General features: G+C 65.6%; 12 protein-coding genes. 7 read left to right on the top strand and 5 right to left on the bottom strand.

Translation table 11 applies throughout. The annotated features are described in order from the left end of the window. Positions 1 to 23 precede the first annotated feature (23 nt). The 4 genes from rfaD to OSH05_RS15450 all read right to left on the bottom strand — a co-directional run bounded on the left by rfaD (position 24) and on the right by OSH05_RS15450 (position 5,210). Positions 24 to 1,028: an ADP-glyceromanno-heptose 6-epimerase gene (rfaD, locus tag OSH05_RS15465; RefSeq protein WP_104218976.1), complete on the bottom strand. Its 1,005-nt coding sequence runs from the start codon at positions 1,026 to 1,028 to the stop codon at positions 24 to 26. A gap of 28 nt (positions 1,029 to 1,056) precedes the next feature. Beyond that, positions 1,057 to 2,094, bottom strand: a complete 1,038-nt coding sequence (gene waaF / locus OSH05_RS15460; RefSeq protein ID WP_104218975.1) for a lipopolysaccharide heptosyltransferase II — start codon at positions 2,092 to 2,094, stop codon at positions 1,057 to 1,059. 48 nt (positions 2,095 to 2,142) lie between these two features. Next, on the bottom strand, positions 2,143 to 2,400 hold the full coding sequence (locus OSH05_RS15455) for a hypothetical protein (RefSeq protein WP_104218974.1): 258 nt from the start codon (positions 2,398 to 2,400) through the stop codon (positions 2,143 to 2,145). A gap of 62 nt (positions 2,401 to 2,462) precedes the next feature. After that, a complete protein-coding gene (locus tag OSH05_RS15450; protein WP_104218973.1) occupies positions 2,463 to 5,210 on the bottom strand; it encodes a DUF2339 domain-containing protein in 2,748 nt (915 codons plus the stop codon). Between the two features lie 147 nt (positions 5,211 to 5,357). Here OSH05_RS15450 and OSH05_RS15445 point away from each other — a divergent pair, with 147 nt between their 5' ends. Genes OSH05_RS15445 through OSH05_RS15430 form a run of 4 tightly spaced genes read left to right on the top strand, consistent with a single transcriptional unit; the run spans position 5,358 to position 9,105 of the window. Further along, positions 5,358 to 7,079, top strand: a complete 1,722-nt coding sequence (locus OSH05_RS15445; RefSeq protein ID WP_133163105.1) for an ArnT family glycosyltransferase — start codon at positions 5,358 to 5,360, stop codon at positions 7,077 to 7,079. Continuing rightward, positions 7,076 to 8,029 (top strand): phosphatase PAP2 family protein, encoded by a 954-nt coding sequence (locus OSH05_RS15440; protein ID WP_104218971.1) that lies wholly within the window; start codon positions 7,076 to 7,078, stop codon positions 8,027 to 8,029. Before OSH05_RS15445 ends, OSH05_RS15440 begins: the two co-directional genes overlap by 4 nt. Then, on the top strand, positions 8,004 to 8,774 hold the full coding sequence (locus tag OSH05_RS15435; protein ID WP_104218970.1) for a glycosyltransferase family 2 protein: 771 nt from the start codon (positions 8,004 to 8,006) through the stop codon (positions 8,772 to 8,774). The genes OSH05_RS15440 and OSH05_RS15435 overlap by 26 nt, the downstream gene beginning before the upstream one ends. Then, positions 8,767 to 9,105 carry a lipid-A-disaccharide synthase N-terminal domain-containing protein gene (locus tag OSH05_RS15430; protein ID WP_104218969.1) on the top strand — a complete coding sequence of 113 codons (339 nt, stop codon included), beginning with the start codon at positions 8,767 to 8,769 and terminating at the stop codon, positions 9,103 to 9,105. The genes OSH05_RS15435 and OSH05_RS15430 overlap by 8 nt, the downstream gene beginning before the upstream one ends. Before the next feature lie 31 nt (positions 9,106 to 9,136). On the opposite strand, the gene metC is transcribed toward OSH05_RS15430, so the two are convergent. Beyond that, a complete protein-coding gene (metC, locus tag OSH05_RS15425; protein ID WP_104218968.1) occupies positions 9,137 to 10,312 on the bottom strand; it encodes a cystathionine beta-lyase in 1,176 nt (391 codons plus the stop codon). Between the two features lie 296 nt (positions 10,313 to 10,608). On the opposite strand from metC, the gene OSH05_RS15420 reads away from it, so the two are divergent. The 3 genes from OSH05_RS15420 to OSH05_RS15410 all read left to right on the top strand — a co-directional run bounded on the left by OSH05_RS15420 (position 10,609) and on the right by OSH05_RS15410 (position 14,321). Next, entirely contained in the window at positions 10,609 to 11,628 is a 1,020-nt protein-coding gene (locus OSH05_RS15420) for an amino acid ABC transporter substrate-binding protein (protein ID WP_104218967.1), read from the top strand. Positions 11,629 to 11,754: 126 nt separating this feature from the next. Next, on the top strand, positions 11,755 to 12,972 hold the full coding sequence (locus OSH05_RS15415) for an amino acid ABC transporter permease (RefSeq protein WP_104218966.1): 1,218 nt from the start codon (positions 11,755 to 11,757) through the stop codon (positions 12,970 to 12,972). 5 nt (positions 12,973 to 12,977) lie between these two features. Next, positions 12,978 to 14,321, top strand: a complete 1,344-nt coding sequence (locus tag OSH05_RS15410) for an amino acid ABC transporter permease (RefSeq protein ID WP_407660398.1) — start codon at positions 12,978 to 12,980, stop codon at positions 14,319 to 14,321. The last annotated feature ends 5 nt before the right edge of the window (positions 14,322 to 14,326 follow it).

Genomic DNA, 14,326 nt, shown 5'->3' with positions numbered 1-14,326 from the left:
GATGGGGGTCGCAGGATCGGCACTCAAGGCCGGCCGGACTGGAGATGGCGCACATAGCGCTCGACGCCTTCTTCCAGCGACAGGAAGTCGGAATTGTACCCGGCGCCGCGCAGCTTCCCGAGGTCGGCCTGCGTAAAATACTGATAGCTGCCGCGGATCTTCTCCGGCATTTCGACATAGTCGATCTTCGGTGCCTGCCCGAGCGCGGTGAAGACGGCCCTGGCGAGATCGGCGAAGGAGCGGGCCTTGCCGGTGCCGACATTGAAGAGGCCGTTGACCGATGGGCTGCCAAGCAGCCAGCGGACGACGCCGACGCAATCCTCGACATGGACGAAATCACGAAGCTGTCCGCCATCTTCATAGGCGGGATCATGCGACTTGAAGAGCGTGACCCTTTCGCCGGACGCCGCGATCGGCCAGATCTTGTGGACGACGGAGCGCATGTCGTCCTTGTGCGCTTCGAGCGGGCCATAGACGTTGAAGAACTTCAGCCCGGCCCATTGCGGCGGCTTGGCGCGGCCGGCGCGAACATCCTCGATGACGCGCCGGTCGACGACCAGCTTGCTCCAGCCATAAGCGTTGAGCGGTCGCAGAGCGGCCAAATGGTCTGGCGTTTGGTCATCGACGAAGCCGTGCTCGCCGCCGCCATAGGTCGCGGCCGAGGAGGCATAGACGAAGCGTATGTCGTGTTCGGCGCAAAACGACCAGAGATCCAGCGTGGCGCGGATGTTGCGCGCGATGATCAGGTCGACATCGGCCTCGGTCGTCGCCGAGATCGCCCCCATATGCACGATCGCCTCGACGCGGTGGTGATGCCGGGTGAGCCAGGCCGCCGTCGCCTCGGGCGTCACGATATCGTCGAGCAGCGTCGGCGCGAGGTTCTTCCATTTGGACCCGGTGCCGAACCAGTCGGAGACGACGATGCGCCAGCCATCGGCCGCCAGCGCCGCCGCGATGTTGGATCCGATGAAGCCGGCACCGCCCGTCACCAGAATGGTGTCGCGCCCGGCTCTGCCTATATTGCTCATTCTCGTCCTTCCGCGGCGGTCCGTTTCATCATGGCAGGGTCCCGTCGCCGATCAGGCGGCTCATGGCCGCGAAGACCACGGCCGGCTCGATTCCCTCCAGGCAGGCCAACGTCCCGAGCGGGCAGGTCCGCTGGAAGCAGGGGCGGCAGGAGAGGTCGAGCGACACGATTTCGGCGCGCGGCGCTGTCGGCGGCGTCATCTTTTCCGAACTGGAGCCATAGAGCACCACCAGCGGCCGATCGAGCGCGCCGGCGACATGCATCAGGCCGGAATCATTGGAGACGACGATGTCTGCGGCGGCGAGCAGCGCGGCGGCTTCGATGAGGCTGGTCCGACCCGCGAGGTCTTCGACCGGCACGCCGGCCCTGGCGGCGATTTCTGCTGTGATGTCGCGATCCTTCGGCCCGCCGAACAGCCGAACGCCATAACCGGACGCTGCAGCAAGGGCGGCGAGAGCTGCGAACTTCTCGGCCGGCCAGCGCTTGGCGGGCCCATATTCGGCACCGGGCGCCAACGCCACGACATGGCGGTGCTGCAGAAGACCGAGCTTCTGCTCGACCGACCGGGCCGAGACGGCTGGTGGATTGAGGAGCGGGCGCGGGGAGGGCGACGACACACCGCCTTCGCGGCCGAGCGCCACGAAACGGTCGATGGTACGCGCCGTCTTCCGCTCGCTGTCGCGCCGGGGCTTCGACAGGAGGATGCTGCGTCCCTCGGCGGCGTAGCCGATGCGCTCCGGAATGCCGGCGGCAAAGGGCGCGACCGCCGCCTTGAAGGCGCGCGGCAGGATGATGGCGGTGCCGTAGCGGCGGGAGCGAAGGCTGCGACCCAGCTTCCAGCGGCCGGCGAGCCCCAATTCGCCATGGCCGAAATCGGACGAAATGGCGTCGCGCACGCCCTCGATCAGCGTGGCGATCGGCAAAGCCGATGGCGGCGCCAGCATGTCGATGGGGCGGGTCGGCCAGCGCTGGCGCAATTCCGCCACGAGACTCGACGCCATGACCATGTCGCCGACCCAGGAGGGGCCGACGATCAGGATCGGGGAGTCGGGGGCGGCGGCGCGCATGCCTTCGTCATGGCCGCAGCCGCCGCGCCCGTCAAGCGAACGCGCAACTCACAGACGCGTCGGTTCCGGCCCGAGCGGCGGCACAACGTCCGGCGCGGGCGGCGGGATGTCGAGGCTGCCCGGATCATGGATCGGCCGTGCCGGGCCGCCCTTCGGATCGGTTGCCGGCAGTTCCTGCGGTTCGTTCTGCGGCAATTCCTCCGGCACGGTTGGCGGGATATCGGGGGCCGGCGGCGAGGGCTGCGGCTGGGGCTGCGGATCATGCATCGGCGGCATCGGATCGCCCGGCTTCGGATCGGCGTTCATGTCGGTCTCCCTTGCTTTCACAAGGAGCCAACCGCCGAGCCCGCCGGGAGTTCCGCTCGCGTCTAGCCGCCTTCCGCCTCGCCGCCGGGCGCCTCCGGTTCCACCGGCTCTCGCCGGCCGAACAGCAGCCGCTGATAGAGCAGGCCTATGCCGATCAGAACGACGCCCAGCCCCATGAAGGAAAGCGCGCGCCACACACCTTCGAGATTGGCCATGTCGAGCAGGAACACCTTAAGCACGGTCAACAGAATCAGCGCTGCCGAGGCAAGGCGGGCCGCCTTCCAGTCGAAGACGAGGCCGGCGAGCAGCAGCAGGAGGCCGAAGACGAGCCAGGCGGCGGAATAGCTGTAGGATTCGGCCGAGCTGATGATGTCGGCCGAGAGGTCTGGGTTGACCGCGAAGAGGAAGCGGATTTCGAGCGAGATCGCCGCGAAGGCCAGCGCGAAGGCGATAAGGCCCGTGGCTGCACGCAGAGCCCGGCGGACGCCACTGGCATCCGGGAGTTTCTGCGCGGCGATCAGGGCGGCGAGCACGGCCGGCAGCGCATAGGCGAGGAATATCTCGTTGAACACCGGACCGCCGCGCACGGGCATTCCGGTCACGAGCGGATTGACGACGAAGCCGAGCGCGATCACGGCGATGACGAGGCCGATCAGCCGCGCCATCATGCCTCCGATCGCGAAGACCGGGCTAGGACGGAGGCGGGAGAGCCGCGACAGGCCGAGCGCAAAGGCGAAGGCAGCGGCGGTGTTGAGGCCCTGCTCCGCGAGTGCCGTGGCGGGCCGCGTCAGGTCGCCATCGAAGACGAAGGCACGAATCTCGAAGATGACGAGGAGCGCCGTCATGATCACGGCCAGCGCTTCGGAGGCATAGACCGAGCGGTCGATACGGGCACGGCGCAGCAGCACCGAGGCGGCGCCAAACGACGCGGCCGGGATACCGTAGCCGAGAAGGATCGAGACATAGATGCCCGGCCCTGAACGCGTACCGAAGATCCAGGGATCCCAGACGATGCGAGCGAGGACCAGGACGGCGAGGGCGCTTACGGCGTAGCGCAGCGCCGGGATCGGCCGGCGTAGCTGCACCCAGGCGGCGCCGAGGCTGGCCAACGCGAAGGCAGTGGTAAGCAGGCCGCCTTCAAGCGCCATGGTCAACGACAGGGCGATGGCGGCGATCGAGCCAGCGGCGAAGAGGCCGGTCGGCAAGCCGTCTTCGGCGCGTCCGGCGGCTTCGCTTTCGGCAAAGCGGTTGGTCAGCCAGGCAAAGAGACCGGCCAGCGCCAGCGCGATGGCGGCAAAGCCGATATTGGAGACGAAGGCGGTGATGCGCAGATAGGCGACGACGAGGATCAACAGCGGCGCAGCCACGGCGGTTGCCACATGGACGATGGCGGCGAAGCCGGCAACGGCAGGTGGGGCGCGCAGACGGAGAAGTCCTGTGGCGAGGATCGCCGCGGCCGCAACGGCTGCAATCGCCGCAAAGCTGCGGATCGCATCCGGCAGCGGGAAATAGGCGGAGACGGCGTCGACGACATAGGTCGTCGGTTCCCGTGCCGCCTGCAGGGCGGCCGGCCAGAAATAGACCAAGGCGACGGCCAAGCCGGCGGCGGCCGTAGAAGCAAGGGCGACCGCGTCGTAGCGATAGGCGATCGCCAGCAGGACGGCGCCGCCAACAAGCGCCGCCATCAGGCTCGCCGCGTCGAACTGATGCGTCACCGCACCGGCGACGAAAAGGGCGGCGAGGCCGGCGAGAACGCCGATTGCCAGTTTGTCCGGCGCGCCGTCATCCGCCTCGCGATGCACATCGACCACGAGGAACAAGGCGGCAAGTGCGAGGATCACAAGGGCGTAGACGCCATCGGCATAGGCGCTGGTGCTCGCGCCGAGCATCAGGAAGCCCCAGACGATGGCGCCGATGGCTGCCGCGATCGCCAGCCAGCGCCAGAGGCGAAGCCGGGCGAGGCCGAAGGCGCTCGCGGTCACGAAGGTGAGATAGACCATCAGCATCGGGACGTCGGGATCGCTCGTCGAGACGAGGATCGGCGCGGCATAGGCGCCAACAAGGCCGAGGCCCGACAGCCACGGTCCATGCACGGCGGCCGCTACCATGGTGCCGATGCCGATCGCCGCCATCAGGAAGAAGGCTGTTGTCGGTCCAATCAGACCGTAGAGGGCATAGGCGGCATAGGCGGTGGCGAACAGGCCCACCGTGCCGGCGGCAGTGACGATCCCCGGGATATTGGCGGCGGGAATGGCCGAGAAGGCCGCGACATATTTCGAACGGCGCAGCCATTCGCCACCGGCGAGCAGCGCCAGCGAGAACACCGCGCCGAAGGCGATGCGCGCGCCCGGACCCAGAAGGCCAGCGTCGATCGAATAGCGCACGAGGAAGATGGCCCCGAGGGCCAGCGCGAGCCCGCCGACCCAGACGGCCCAGCGCGTACCAAGCCGCTGCTCGAGGCTTTCACGCGGCTTGGCTGCGCCGGGCTTGTGCTGCGGCGGCGGCGGCAGTTCGAGTTCGGCCGCGACGGTCTTGGGCTCGGGCAGGGGAGGCGGTTCCGCGATCGGCACGGTCGCCTCGATTTCCGCTTCCGGAATGATCATCGCGTCAGGCTTGGGGATGAGTTCGGCCGCTACGGACGGAAGAGCGCCGGTCGATTCGGCCGTGACCGTACCGGTTTCCAGCGCCCACACGCGCGTTTCCAGCGCCGCGATACGGCGGCGGGCGCCCAGAACCATGATGAACGCAGCCACGGCCATGACAGGCAGGGCGACGAGAGCGAGAATGCCGAAGGCGAGAAGTCCGTCCATAGTGTTGTTCTATCACGATGGCGCGAGGCGGGCTGTGACCGAGGTCGCCGGCCGGCCGGCATTTTACGCCGCAGTTGCCGTTTCCGCGCCTTCCCTGTATCCCGCAGCGTGCGGGGCGGTTCTTCAGTGCGGCGGACGGTTGGTCGGGTGAGCAGCAGCGAAGCGTTGGCGGGCGAGACGAACGGCCTCTGGCGCCGTGTTGCCGCCGGCATCGAGACCGTTGTCGATCGCTTGGCCGCATCGCGGATGGCGAGTCTTGTTTTCATCGTCGTCGTCGCGCTCGCCTGTTTCCTGCCGGGGTTCTCGACGCTTCCGCCGGTCGACCGCGACGAGCCGCGCTTCGCGCAGGCGACGCACCAGATGGTCGAGACCGGGAATTATTTCGACATCCGCTTCCAGTCCGACGCCCGCTACAAGAAGCCGATCGGGATCTATTGGCTGCAGTCCGCCGCCGTCTGGCTGACGGGAACGGGGCCGGACGCGCCGATCTGGGTCTACCGGCTGCCCTCGCTTATCGGCGGCGTCGCGGCGGCGCTGCTGACCTGGTGGCTGGCCATGGCGTTTGGCCGGCCGCGGCTCGCTTTGCTTGCCGGATCGCTCGTCGCCACGACGGTGCTGATGGGGGTCGAAGCGCGGCTCGCCAAGACCGACATGACGCTTCTGGTCCTGGTGACCGCCGCCCATGGTGCGCTGCTCCGCGCCTGGCTTGCCAAGGAGCCGCGGCGGAGCCTGGCGCTGGCGGCGATTTTCTGGACCGCGATCGGCGCCTCGATCCTCGTCAAGGGTCCCGTCGGCCCGGCGGCGATCCTCTGTCCGATCGTGGTGCTATCCCTCGTGCGGGGCTCGGGAGCTTGGCTCAAGCAGCTGATGCCGCTTTGGGGAATCGTCTGGACGGCAGTTGTCGTCGCGCCATGGTTCATCGCGATCGGCATTGCGAGCCACGGCGCCTTCTATTCCGAGGCGCTCGGCAAGGATTTGTTCCAGAAGGTAGCGAGCGCGCAGGAATCGCACGGCGCCCCGCCCGGCGCCTATGTGCTGACCTTCCTGTTCACGGTCTGGCCGGTCGCCGCCTTCTTCGCCATGGGCTTCTCTTCGATGCTCGACCGGCTCAAGCAGCCGCTCGTGCTCTATGTCGCCGCCTCGGTCGTGCCCTATTGGCTAGCGATCGAAGCGGTGCCGACCAAGCTGCCGCATTACATCCTGCCGCTGCTGCCGCTGATGGTGCTCGCCGCCGTAGACGCGGTCGAGCGCGGCGGCATCAACAATCGCAATCCGCGCTGGCTGACGCGCTTCTTCTCGACCGGGCCGGTCGTGCTGCCGGTGATGCTGCTGATAGCGGCGATCGTCATTCCGGTCCTATTTCGCGAACTGCCGTCCTGGCCGGGACTGTTCTTTCTCGTGCTCTCGGTCGCGATCGGGCTCATCTCCTGGCGGCTGTTCCGGCATTCGGTCGCGGCCAGCCTTGTCGTCGCCGGCCTGGCTGCCATGGTCACCTATTGGGGTACGTTCGGCGCCGCGCTGCCGCATCTGCAGCAGACACGGCTCAGCGAGCGCCTGGTAGATGCCGGCCGCGCAGTGGCGGGCTGCCCTAATCCCGATTTCGTCAGCGCCGGCTATGAGGAGCCGAGCCTCGTGCTCGTCGGCGGCACCGATACGCTTCTCGCTGATGGCGAGCGCGCCGCCAAGTTCCTGACCGAAGGACCCTGCCGCGTCGCCTTCATCGAGGGCCGCCAGCTGCCAGCCTTCAACAGTCGAGCCGACGATCTCGGCATCCTGGTCGAGCAGAAGGCGCTCGTCACGGGTTACAACATCAATGGCGGGCGAAAGCTGGAGATCCGCGTCTTCGTCTCCAAGGGTGTGGCGCCGTGACGGCCGGCTTCGTCAAGGCGGCCCGCGCAACAAGGCGGCGCTATCAGCGAAACATCGCCTCGATTGTCGAGCGTGCTCGCCGGGTCGAAGCGCGCATGCCGCGCCGATCTGGACTGACGTGGGGCGAGATCATCGCCGTCACGCTTTTCCTTTGTGCGCTGGTCGTGGGGACCGGCTTTGCCTTCGATGCCGTTTCCGTCGAGCGAGCCCGCGCTCTGCCGGGGATCGTCACCTTTTTCTTCGGCATCATCTCGGACATGGGCAAGTCGCAATGGGAGCTCTATCCGTCCGGCATTGTGGTTCTGGTGCTGCTGGCTGGGTCATGGCACATCGTGCCGCCTACCGTGCGAGTCTTCTGGACGGAGTTCGGCGCCCTCACGGCCTTCCTGTTCGGCTCGATCGCCGGCATCGGCATCCTCGTCAACATCGTCAAGCAGTTGATCGGGCGGGGCAGGCCGGTGACGTTCGACTATGTCGGGCCCTTCATGCTCGACCCTTTCCGGTTTGCGTTTGAATTTCAGAGCTTCCCCTCGGGTCATTCGGCGACGGCTGGCGCGCTGATCGCCTTCGGCTTTCTCGTTGCGCGACGCTGGAAGCTCGGGTTGCTGATCTTTGGCCTCGCCATCGGCGCCAGCCGCGTGGTCGTCGCGGCGCATTATCCGTCCGACGTGCTCGCGGGACTGTTGGTCGGCTATATTTTCAGTATCTGGCTCGCCCATCGTTGCGCCCGCTATGGCTGGGCCTTTTCGCTTGGCTCATCGGGCACTATAAGGGCCCGCGCCGCGTGCATCAGATGGGCATGGTCCCGTCCGGAGCGGGCCGCAATGGTTCTGGCCGGGTTGGCCGACGCGCTTTGCGGCCGTCGGGTCTGGCTTCCGCTCTTGAAGCCGATCGGAGTCGTGCCGAATGCCCATTCCCGCTCCGATGGCGAGCCCGACCGCCTTGGCTGATTCCGTCGTCCCTGCTCCCGCCTCTGTTTCCGTCGTCATTCCCTGCAAGAACGAGGCGGAAAACCTGCCCGAACTGATCGGCGAAGTCGAAGCGGCGCTTTCCGGTCGCGACTTCGAGATTATCGTCATTGATGACGGGTCCGACGACGACACGGCGGCTGTCCTCGCCAACCTGATGCGCAAGCGCCCTTATCTGCGTACCGTCCGCCATGCGAAATCCTGCGGCCAGAGCGCGGCGGTCCGCACCGGGCTGCTGCATGCCCACAAAGCCGTGGTGATGACGATCGACGGCGACGGGCAGAACGATCCGGCCTTCATGCCGGCATTGCTCGACAAGCTGGAGGCGGGCGGGGCGGGTGTGGCGCTGGCGGCAGGCCAGCGTCTCAAGCGCACCGATTCCGGCGCCAAGAAGCTAGCCTCGCGCTTCGCCAACAAGCTGCGCGGCTCGATCCTCAAGGACGGAACACGCGATTCCGGCTGCGGCCTCAAGGCCGTGCGCCGCGACATCTTCCTGCTGTTCCCCTATTTCGACGGCTGGCACCGCTACCTGCCGGCGCTCGCCATCCGCGAGGGTTACGGCGTCACCCATATCGACGTCGTCGACCGCAACCGGCGGCACGGCACATCGAAATACGGCATCTGGGACCGCGCGCTGGTCGGCGCGCTGGACCTCATCGGCGTCTGGTGGCTGCTGCGGCGCCGCAAGCGCATTCCGAACGCGACGGAGGTTCGCATCGATGGCTGACTGGTTCGGTCACATCGCGGGCTGGCTGCACGACGTCTTCGTGCAGCAGTTCAATGTCTGGATATTGCTCGGCTTCGCGGCGCAGGCTCTTTTCACCATGCGCTTCCTGGTGCAATGGCTGGCGAGCGAGCGGGCCCGGCGCAGCGTCGTGCCGGCCTCGTTCTGGACCTTCTCGGTCATCGGCGGCAGCCTGCTACTGGTCTATGCGATCCAGCGCAAGGACCCGGTGTTCATAGCCGGCCAGGCTGCGGGCCTGTTCATCTATGTCCGCAACATCTGGTTCATCCTGCGCGAGCGCAAGGAAAACCGCGCTAACGAAGAGGCGATCTGAAAGGCCGCCTGAGCCAGAGGCGTACAGAGTTTCAAAGCTCCGCCACGACCGTGAAGGCCTGCGTCAGGTCGGCGATGAGGTCATCGGCGTCTTCGAGCCCGGCATGCAGCCGGATCAGCGCTGCTTGTGGCGGCATCGCCATGGCCGAGCGGTGCAGATGCGCCGGAATGGCCAGGCTCTCGAAGCCACCCCAGGAATAGCCGAGCCCGAAGAGCCGCAGGGCTTCCAGGAAGACGGCGGTTTTTTCTCCGCTCCACCCCGCGAATACCACGCCGAACAAGCCGCTGGCACCGCTCATGTCGCGCTGCCAGATCGCATGGCCCGAATCGTCGGATAGTGCCGGATAGAGCACCCGCTCGACCTCCGGCCGCCCCTTCAGGAATTGCGCCAGCGCGAGAGCTGTCTTCTGGTGCCGTTCGAGGCGGACCGCCATGGTGCGCAAGCCGCGCAGCGTCAGGTAGATGTCATCGGGCCCGACGCAAAGCCCCAACGCCTGATGGGTCGCTTTCAGTTGCGACCAGCTGTCGGGCGCCGCGGCGACGGTACCGATCATCACGTCGGAATGGCCCGACAGATATTTGGTGCCGGCGACGACGGCGAGATCCGCGCCGGCTTGCAGAGGACGGAACAGCAGCGGCGTCGCCCAGGTGTTGTCGGCAATGACCCGCGCGCCGCGTTGGTGCGCGATCGCGGCGACCTTCGGAATATCCGTCATCTCGAAGGTCAGCGAACCGGGGCTCTCGACATAAACGGCGCGGGTGTTATGGCGGAAATGCGAGGGCAGGGCATCGATGTCCCTCGGATCGAAGAAGGTCGTCTCGATCCCGAGCCTGGCCAGCACGCTCTTCGCGAGATCGCGGCTCGGTCCATAGACATTGTCCGCCATCAAGAGATGATCGCCCGAGGCGAGAACGCTCAGAAGCGCCGTCGATACCGCGTTGAGGCCGGACGGACAGAGTACCGCCCCGGCCGCTCCCTCCAGTTCGCTCACCGCTTGTTCAAGGGCCTCGATTGTCGGCGTGCCCTGCCGGCCATAGCCATAGCGCTGACCGCCCGGACGCATATTCGCGACGGTATCGAACAGCACGGTCGAGGCATGCACCACCGGCGGATTGACGAAGGGACCCGTCAGATCGCCGTCTCGCCCACTGCGAATGAGGCGTGTGGCGGGGTGCAGGCTGGAAGGATCGTTATCGTTTCGGGACATGCTCGGCTCCGCGGATGGGCGCTTTCCGCTATGACAGGTTGTAGGGCGCATCAGGCAATTCTGGTCTCGCCCCTTGACCGAGCTGCCATAATGCCTTGTGATGCGATGATCAAACGTTACGCTCCTCAGGAGCTGCGTGACACGCCGAAGTAGAACGTTTCGCCGCCTTGCCATTCTCTGGCACTCCTTTCCAGGAGGACAGAGCGGCTTCGGTAACAACAAGAATTAAATATCCGTCGAATTCCGAAGTTAGGATATTCGATGAGTATTTTACTGCAGGGAAAAGAGGGGATCGTATGAAGCGCTTTATTGCATCCGCGGTTATTGGAGCTGCGCTGACGGCGGCAAGTGTTTCCGCGGCATTGGCGGGCACGCTCGACGACGTCAAGGCCAAGGGATTTGTGCAGTGCGGTGTCAACCCGAGCCTGATCGGCTTCGGCATCGCCGACGAAAAGGGTGAATGGAGCGGCATCGACGTGGATTTTTGCCGGGCGGTCGCCTCGGCGATCTTCGGCGACGCGACCAAGGTCAAGTTTTCACCGCTGAACGCCAAGGAGCGTTTCACGGCCCTCCAGTCCAAGGAAGTCGACCTCCTGTCGCGCAACACGACCTGGACCATGTCGCGCGATTCCTCGCTCGGCCTGATGTTCGCCGGTGTCATGTATTATGATGGGCAGGGCTTCATGGTCCGCAAGGATCTCGGCATTTCGTCGGCGCTGGAGCTGTCCGGGGCGACGGTCTGCACGCAGACGGGCACGACGACAGAGCTGAACCTCGCCGACTATTTCCGCTCGCACAATATGGAATACAAGGTCCTCGCCTTCGAGAAGAATGAAGAGGTCCTGAAGGCCTATGAGGACAAGCGCTGCGAGGCCTATACGACGGATGCGTCGGGTCTCTATGCCGAGCGGCTGAAGCTCACCAGCCCCGACGACCACATGATCCTGCCGGAGATCATCTCCAAGGAGCCGCTCGGTCCGGCAGTGCGTCAGGGTGACGATCCTTGGTTCACGGTCGTGAAGTGGACGCTGTTCGCGCTGATCAATGCCGAGGAACTCGGCCTCACCAAGCAGAATATCGACGAGAAGAAGACCGCCGATAGTCCGGAGATCAAGCGCTTCGTTGGCGTCGAGGGCGATTTCGGCACCGGCATCGGGCTGACCAACGACTGGGCCTACAAGATCGTCAAGAATGTCGGCAATTACGGCGAGATCTTCGACGCCAATATCGGCCCGTCGACGAAGCTCGGCATTGCCCGCGGCCTCAACAATCTCTGGTCCAAGGGCGGCATCCAGTACGCGCCGCCGATCCGCTAAAGATCGGAAATGCCGCCGCTGGCGTCTCGCCGGCGGCGGAATTCGAGGGTAAGGCAACCCGCAGAGGTCCGACCCATTCGATCAAAGCCGTCTTTTTCCGGCGCTCGTGCCGGCCCATGAGGGGACATGAAATCCGGTCGATCCGGCGCGGTGTCTGCAGGGAGACATCCGCTCGCCATCTTCAACAATCCGACGTTTCGCGGCGTGTTCTTCCAGCTCGTCTTCGTGGCGGGCCTCGGCTGGATCGTCTGGGATCTCATCCAGAACACGGCGCATAATCTCCAGCGTGCCAATATCGCGGCTGGCTACGGCTTCCTGGAACGGACGGCCGGCTTCGGCATCATCCAGACGATGGTCAGCTATAGTGAGGCCAGCAGCTATGGCCGGGCTGTTCTTGTCGGTCTGCTGAATACGCTTCTGGTCGCGGGCCTCGGCGTCGTGCTCGCCACCATCCTCGGCCTCATCGTCGGCATCGCCCGCCTCTCCAGCAACTGGCTGGTGGCGCAGATCGCGACCGCCTATGTCGAGATCATCCGCAACATCCCGCTGCTGCTGCAACTGTTCTTCTGGTATTTCGCCGTGCTGCGCTCCGTGCCGGGCATGCGCGAGAAATGGACGCTGTTCGGTGTCTTCCATCTGAACATCGGCGGCCTGCACGCGCCACGGCCGGTGTTCGGCGATGGCGCTATCTGGATCCTCTTAGCCTTCCCGATCGCGCTGGGCATCGCCGTCTTCGTCTCGCATCGGGGCAAGCAGCGTTTCGAGCGCACGGGACGTAGGCCGCCCCTTGGCTGGATCTATGCCGGGCTTTTCGTCCTGCTGCCGATCGCCGCCTTCTTCCTCGCGGGACGGCCGATCGCGCTCGACATGCCACAATTCAGCGAAACCGGGCCGCTCCTGAAACGAGGATTCAAGGCGGGCAGCGGTATCACCGTCATTCCGGAGTTCTTCGGCCTCCTGCTGGCCCTGTCGATCTACACCGCTGCCTATATTGCCGAGGTCGTGCGCGGCGGCATCGAGGCGGTGAACCACGGCCAGACGGAGGCGGCCTATTCGATCGGCCTGAAGCGGGGACAGACGCTGCGGCTCGTCGTCATTCCGCAGGCGCTCCGCGTCATCATCCCGCCGCTCAGCAACCAATATCTGAACCTGACCAAGAACTCGTCGCTGGCGGTCGCCGTCGCCTATCCCGATCTCGTCTCGGTCGGCGGGACGGTGCTCAACCAGACGGGGCAGGCGGTCGAGATGGTGTCAATCTGGATGCTGTTCTATCTCGGCATGAGCATCCTGACCTCGCTCGTCATGAATTACTGGAACAAGCGCGTCGCGCTGGTCGAGCGGTGAGGGGGATGGTCATGGAGAGCGCGTCCCCTGCCTATGTCCGCAAGTCTTTCATCCCGTCGCAGGACCCCCCGGTCAACACGGCCGGCGCGATCGGCTGGGCCCGGAAGCGATTGTTCTCGAGCCTCGGCAACAGCATCCTGACGATCGCCGCTTTGGCATTCATCGTCTGGATGCTGATTCCGATCATCCGTTTCACCATCCTCGATGCCGTCTGGTCCGGCGAGGATCGCGCGGCCTGCGCCAAGGCGAGCGGGGCGTGCTGGGCCTATGTGAAGGCCTATCTGCCGCAGTTCATCTATGGGCGCTATCCGATCGCCGAACGCTGGCGCGTCGACATCGTCTTCCTGCTGCTGGCGGTGGCGATGGTGCCGATGCTGATCCCGCGCGCGCCATTCAAGCGTCTCAACGGGCTCTTCCTGCTGATCGTCTATCCGCTGATCGCCTTTGTCTTGCTGACGGGCGGGCATATCCGGTTCACCGGTGGGTGGCTGCCCGCCTCGATCGCCGCGCCGTCCGCGCTGCGTTTCGCTATCGAATTCGCGCTCATCGGCGGTGCGATCCTGCTGGCGATCGGGGCGTTCGCGCGGCTGACCGGGATTCCCGTCGCCGGTTCGGGAACCATGGCCGGCATCGCGATCGCTGGCGTTGCCTGCGTCCTGCTGGTGGTCGGCATCGATTTCGGCTTGGAGCCGGTCGAGACCGCGAATTGGGGCGGCCTGCTCGTGACGCTGGTTGTCGCCGGAACGGGCATGGTCGCCTCGCTGCCACTCGGCGTGCTACTGGCGCTCGGCCGCCGTTCCGCCATGCCGGTCGTGCGGGTCGCCTCCGTCATCTTCATCGAGGTCTGGCGCGGCGTTCCGCTCATCACCGTGCTGTTCATGGCCTCCGTGATGCTGCCGCTCTTCCTCCCCGACGGCGTCACCTTCGACAAGCTGCTGCGGGCGCTGATCGGCGTGGCTCTGTTCAACGCCGCCTATATGGCCGAAACGGTGCGCGGTGGTCTGCAGGCGGTGCCGCGCGGGCAATATGAGGCCGGCATGTCGATCGGGCTTGGCTATTGGCAGCGCATGCGGCTCATCGTGCTGCCGCAGGCGCTCCGGCTGGTCATTCCGGGTATCGTCGGCTCGTTCATCTCGCTGTTCAAGGACACGACCCTCGTCTCGATCATCGGCCTCTTCGATTTTCTCGGCCAGATCCAGACCTCGGCCAATGACGCCAAATGGGCGTCTCCCGTCACCGGCGTTACGGGTTATATCTTCGCCGCCATCGTATTTTGGGCTTTCTGTTTCTCGATGTCGCGCTACGCTGCCTATACGGAGCGTCGGCTGAACCGAAGCAGGCGTCGCTAGAGGAG

It is taken from the genome of Kaistia algarum (assembly GCF_026343945.1).
GTDB classification, from domain to species: Bacteria; Pseudomonadota; Alphaproteobacteria; order Rhizobiales; family Kaistiaceae; genus Kaistia; species Kaistia algarum.
The sequence above is the reverse complement of the archived record's forward strand: the minus strand, read 5'-3'. Positions and strand labels throughout refer to the sequence as shown.

Coding starts and splice junctions, on each gene's coding strand:
- OSH05_RS15450 (WP_104218973.1), bottom strand. CDS start 5,210: ATGGACGGACTTCTCGCCTTCGGCATTCTCGCTCTCGTCGCCCTGCCT.
- metC (WP_104218968.1), bottom strand. CDS start 10,312: ATGTCCCGAAACGATAACGATCCTTCCAGCCTGCACCCCGCCACACGC.
- OSH05_RS15435 (WP_104218970.1), top strand. CDS start 8,004: ATGGCGAGCCCGACCGCCTTGGCTGATTCCGTCGTCCCTGCTCCCGCC.
- OSH05_RS15430 (WP_104218969.1), top strand. CDS start 8,767: ATGGCTGACTGGTTCGGTCACATCGCGGGCTGGCTGCACGACGTCTTC.
- OSH05_RS15410 (WP_407660398.1), top strand. CDS start 12,978: ATGGTCATGGAGAGCGCGTCCCCTGCCTATGTCCGCAAGTCTTTCATC.
- rfaD (WP_104218976.1), bottom strand. CDS start 1,028: ATGAGCAATATAGGCAGAGCCGGGCGCGACACCATTCTGGTGACGGGC.
- OSH05_RS15420 (WP_104218967.1), top strand. CDS start 10,609: ATGAAGCGCTTTATTGCATCCGCGGTTATTGGAGCTGCGCTGACGGCG.
- waaF (WP_104218975.1), bottom strand. CDS start 2,094: ATGCGCGCCGCCGCCCCCGACTCCCCGATCCTGATCGTCGGCCCCTCC.
- OSH05_RS15455 (WP_104218974.1), bottom strand. CDS start 2,400: ATGAACGCCGATCCGAAGCCGGGCGATCCGATGCCGCCGATGCATGAT.
- OSH05_RS15415 (WP_104218966.1), top strand. CDS start 11,755: ATGAAATCCGGTCGATCCGGCGCGGTGTCTGCAGGGAGACATCCGCTC.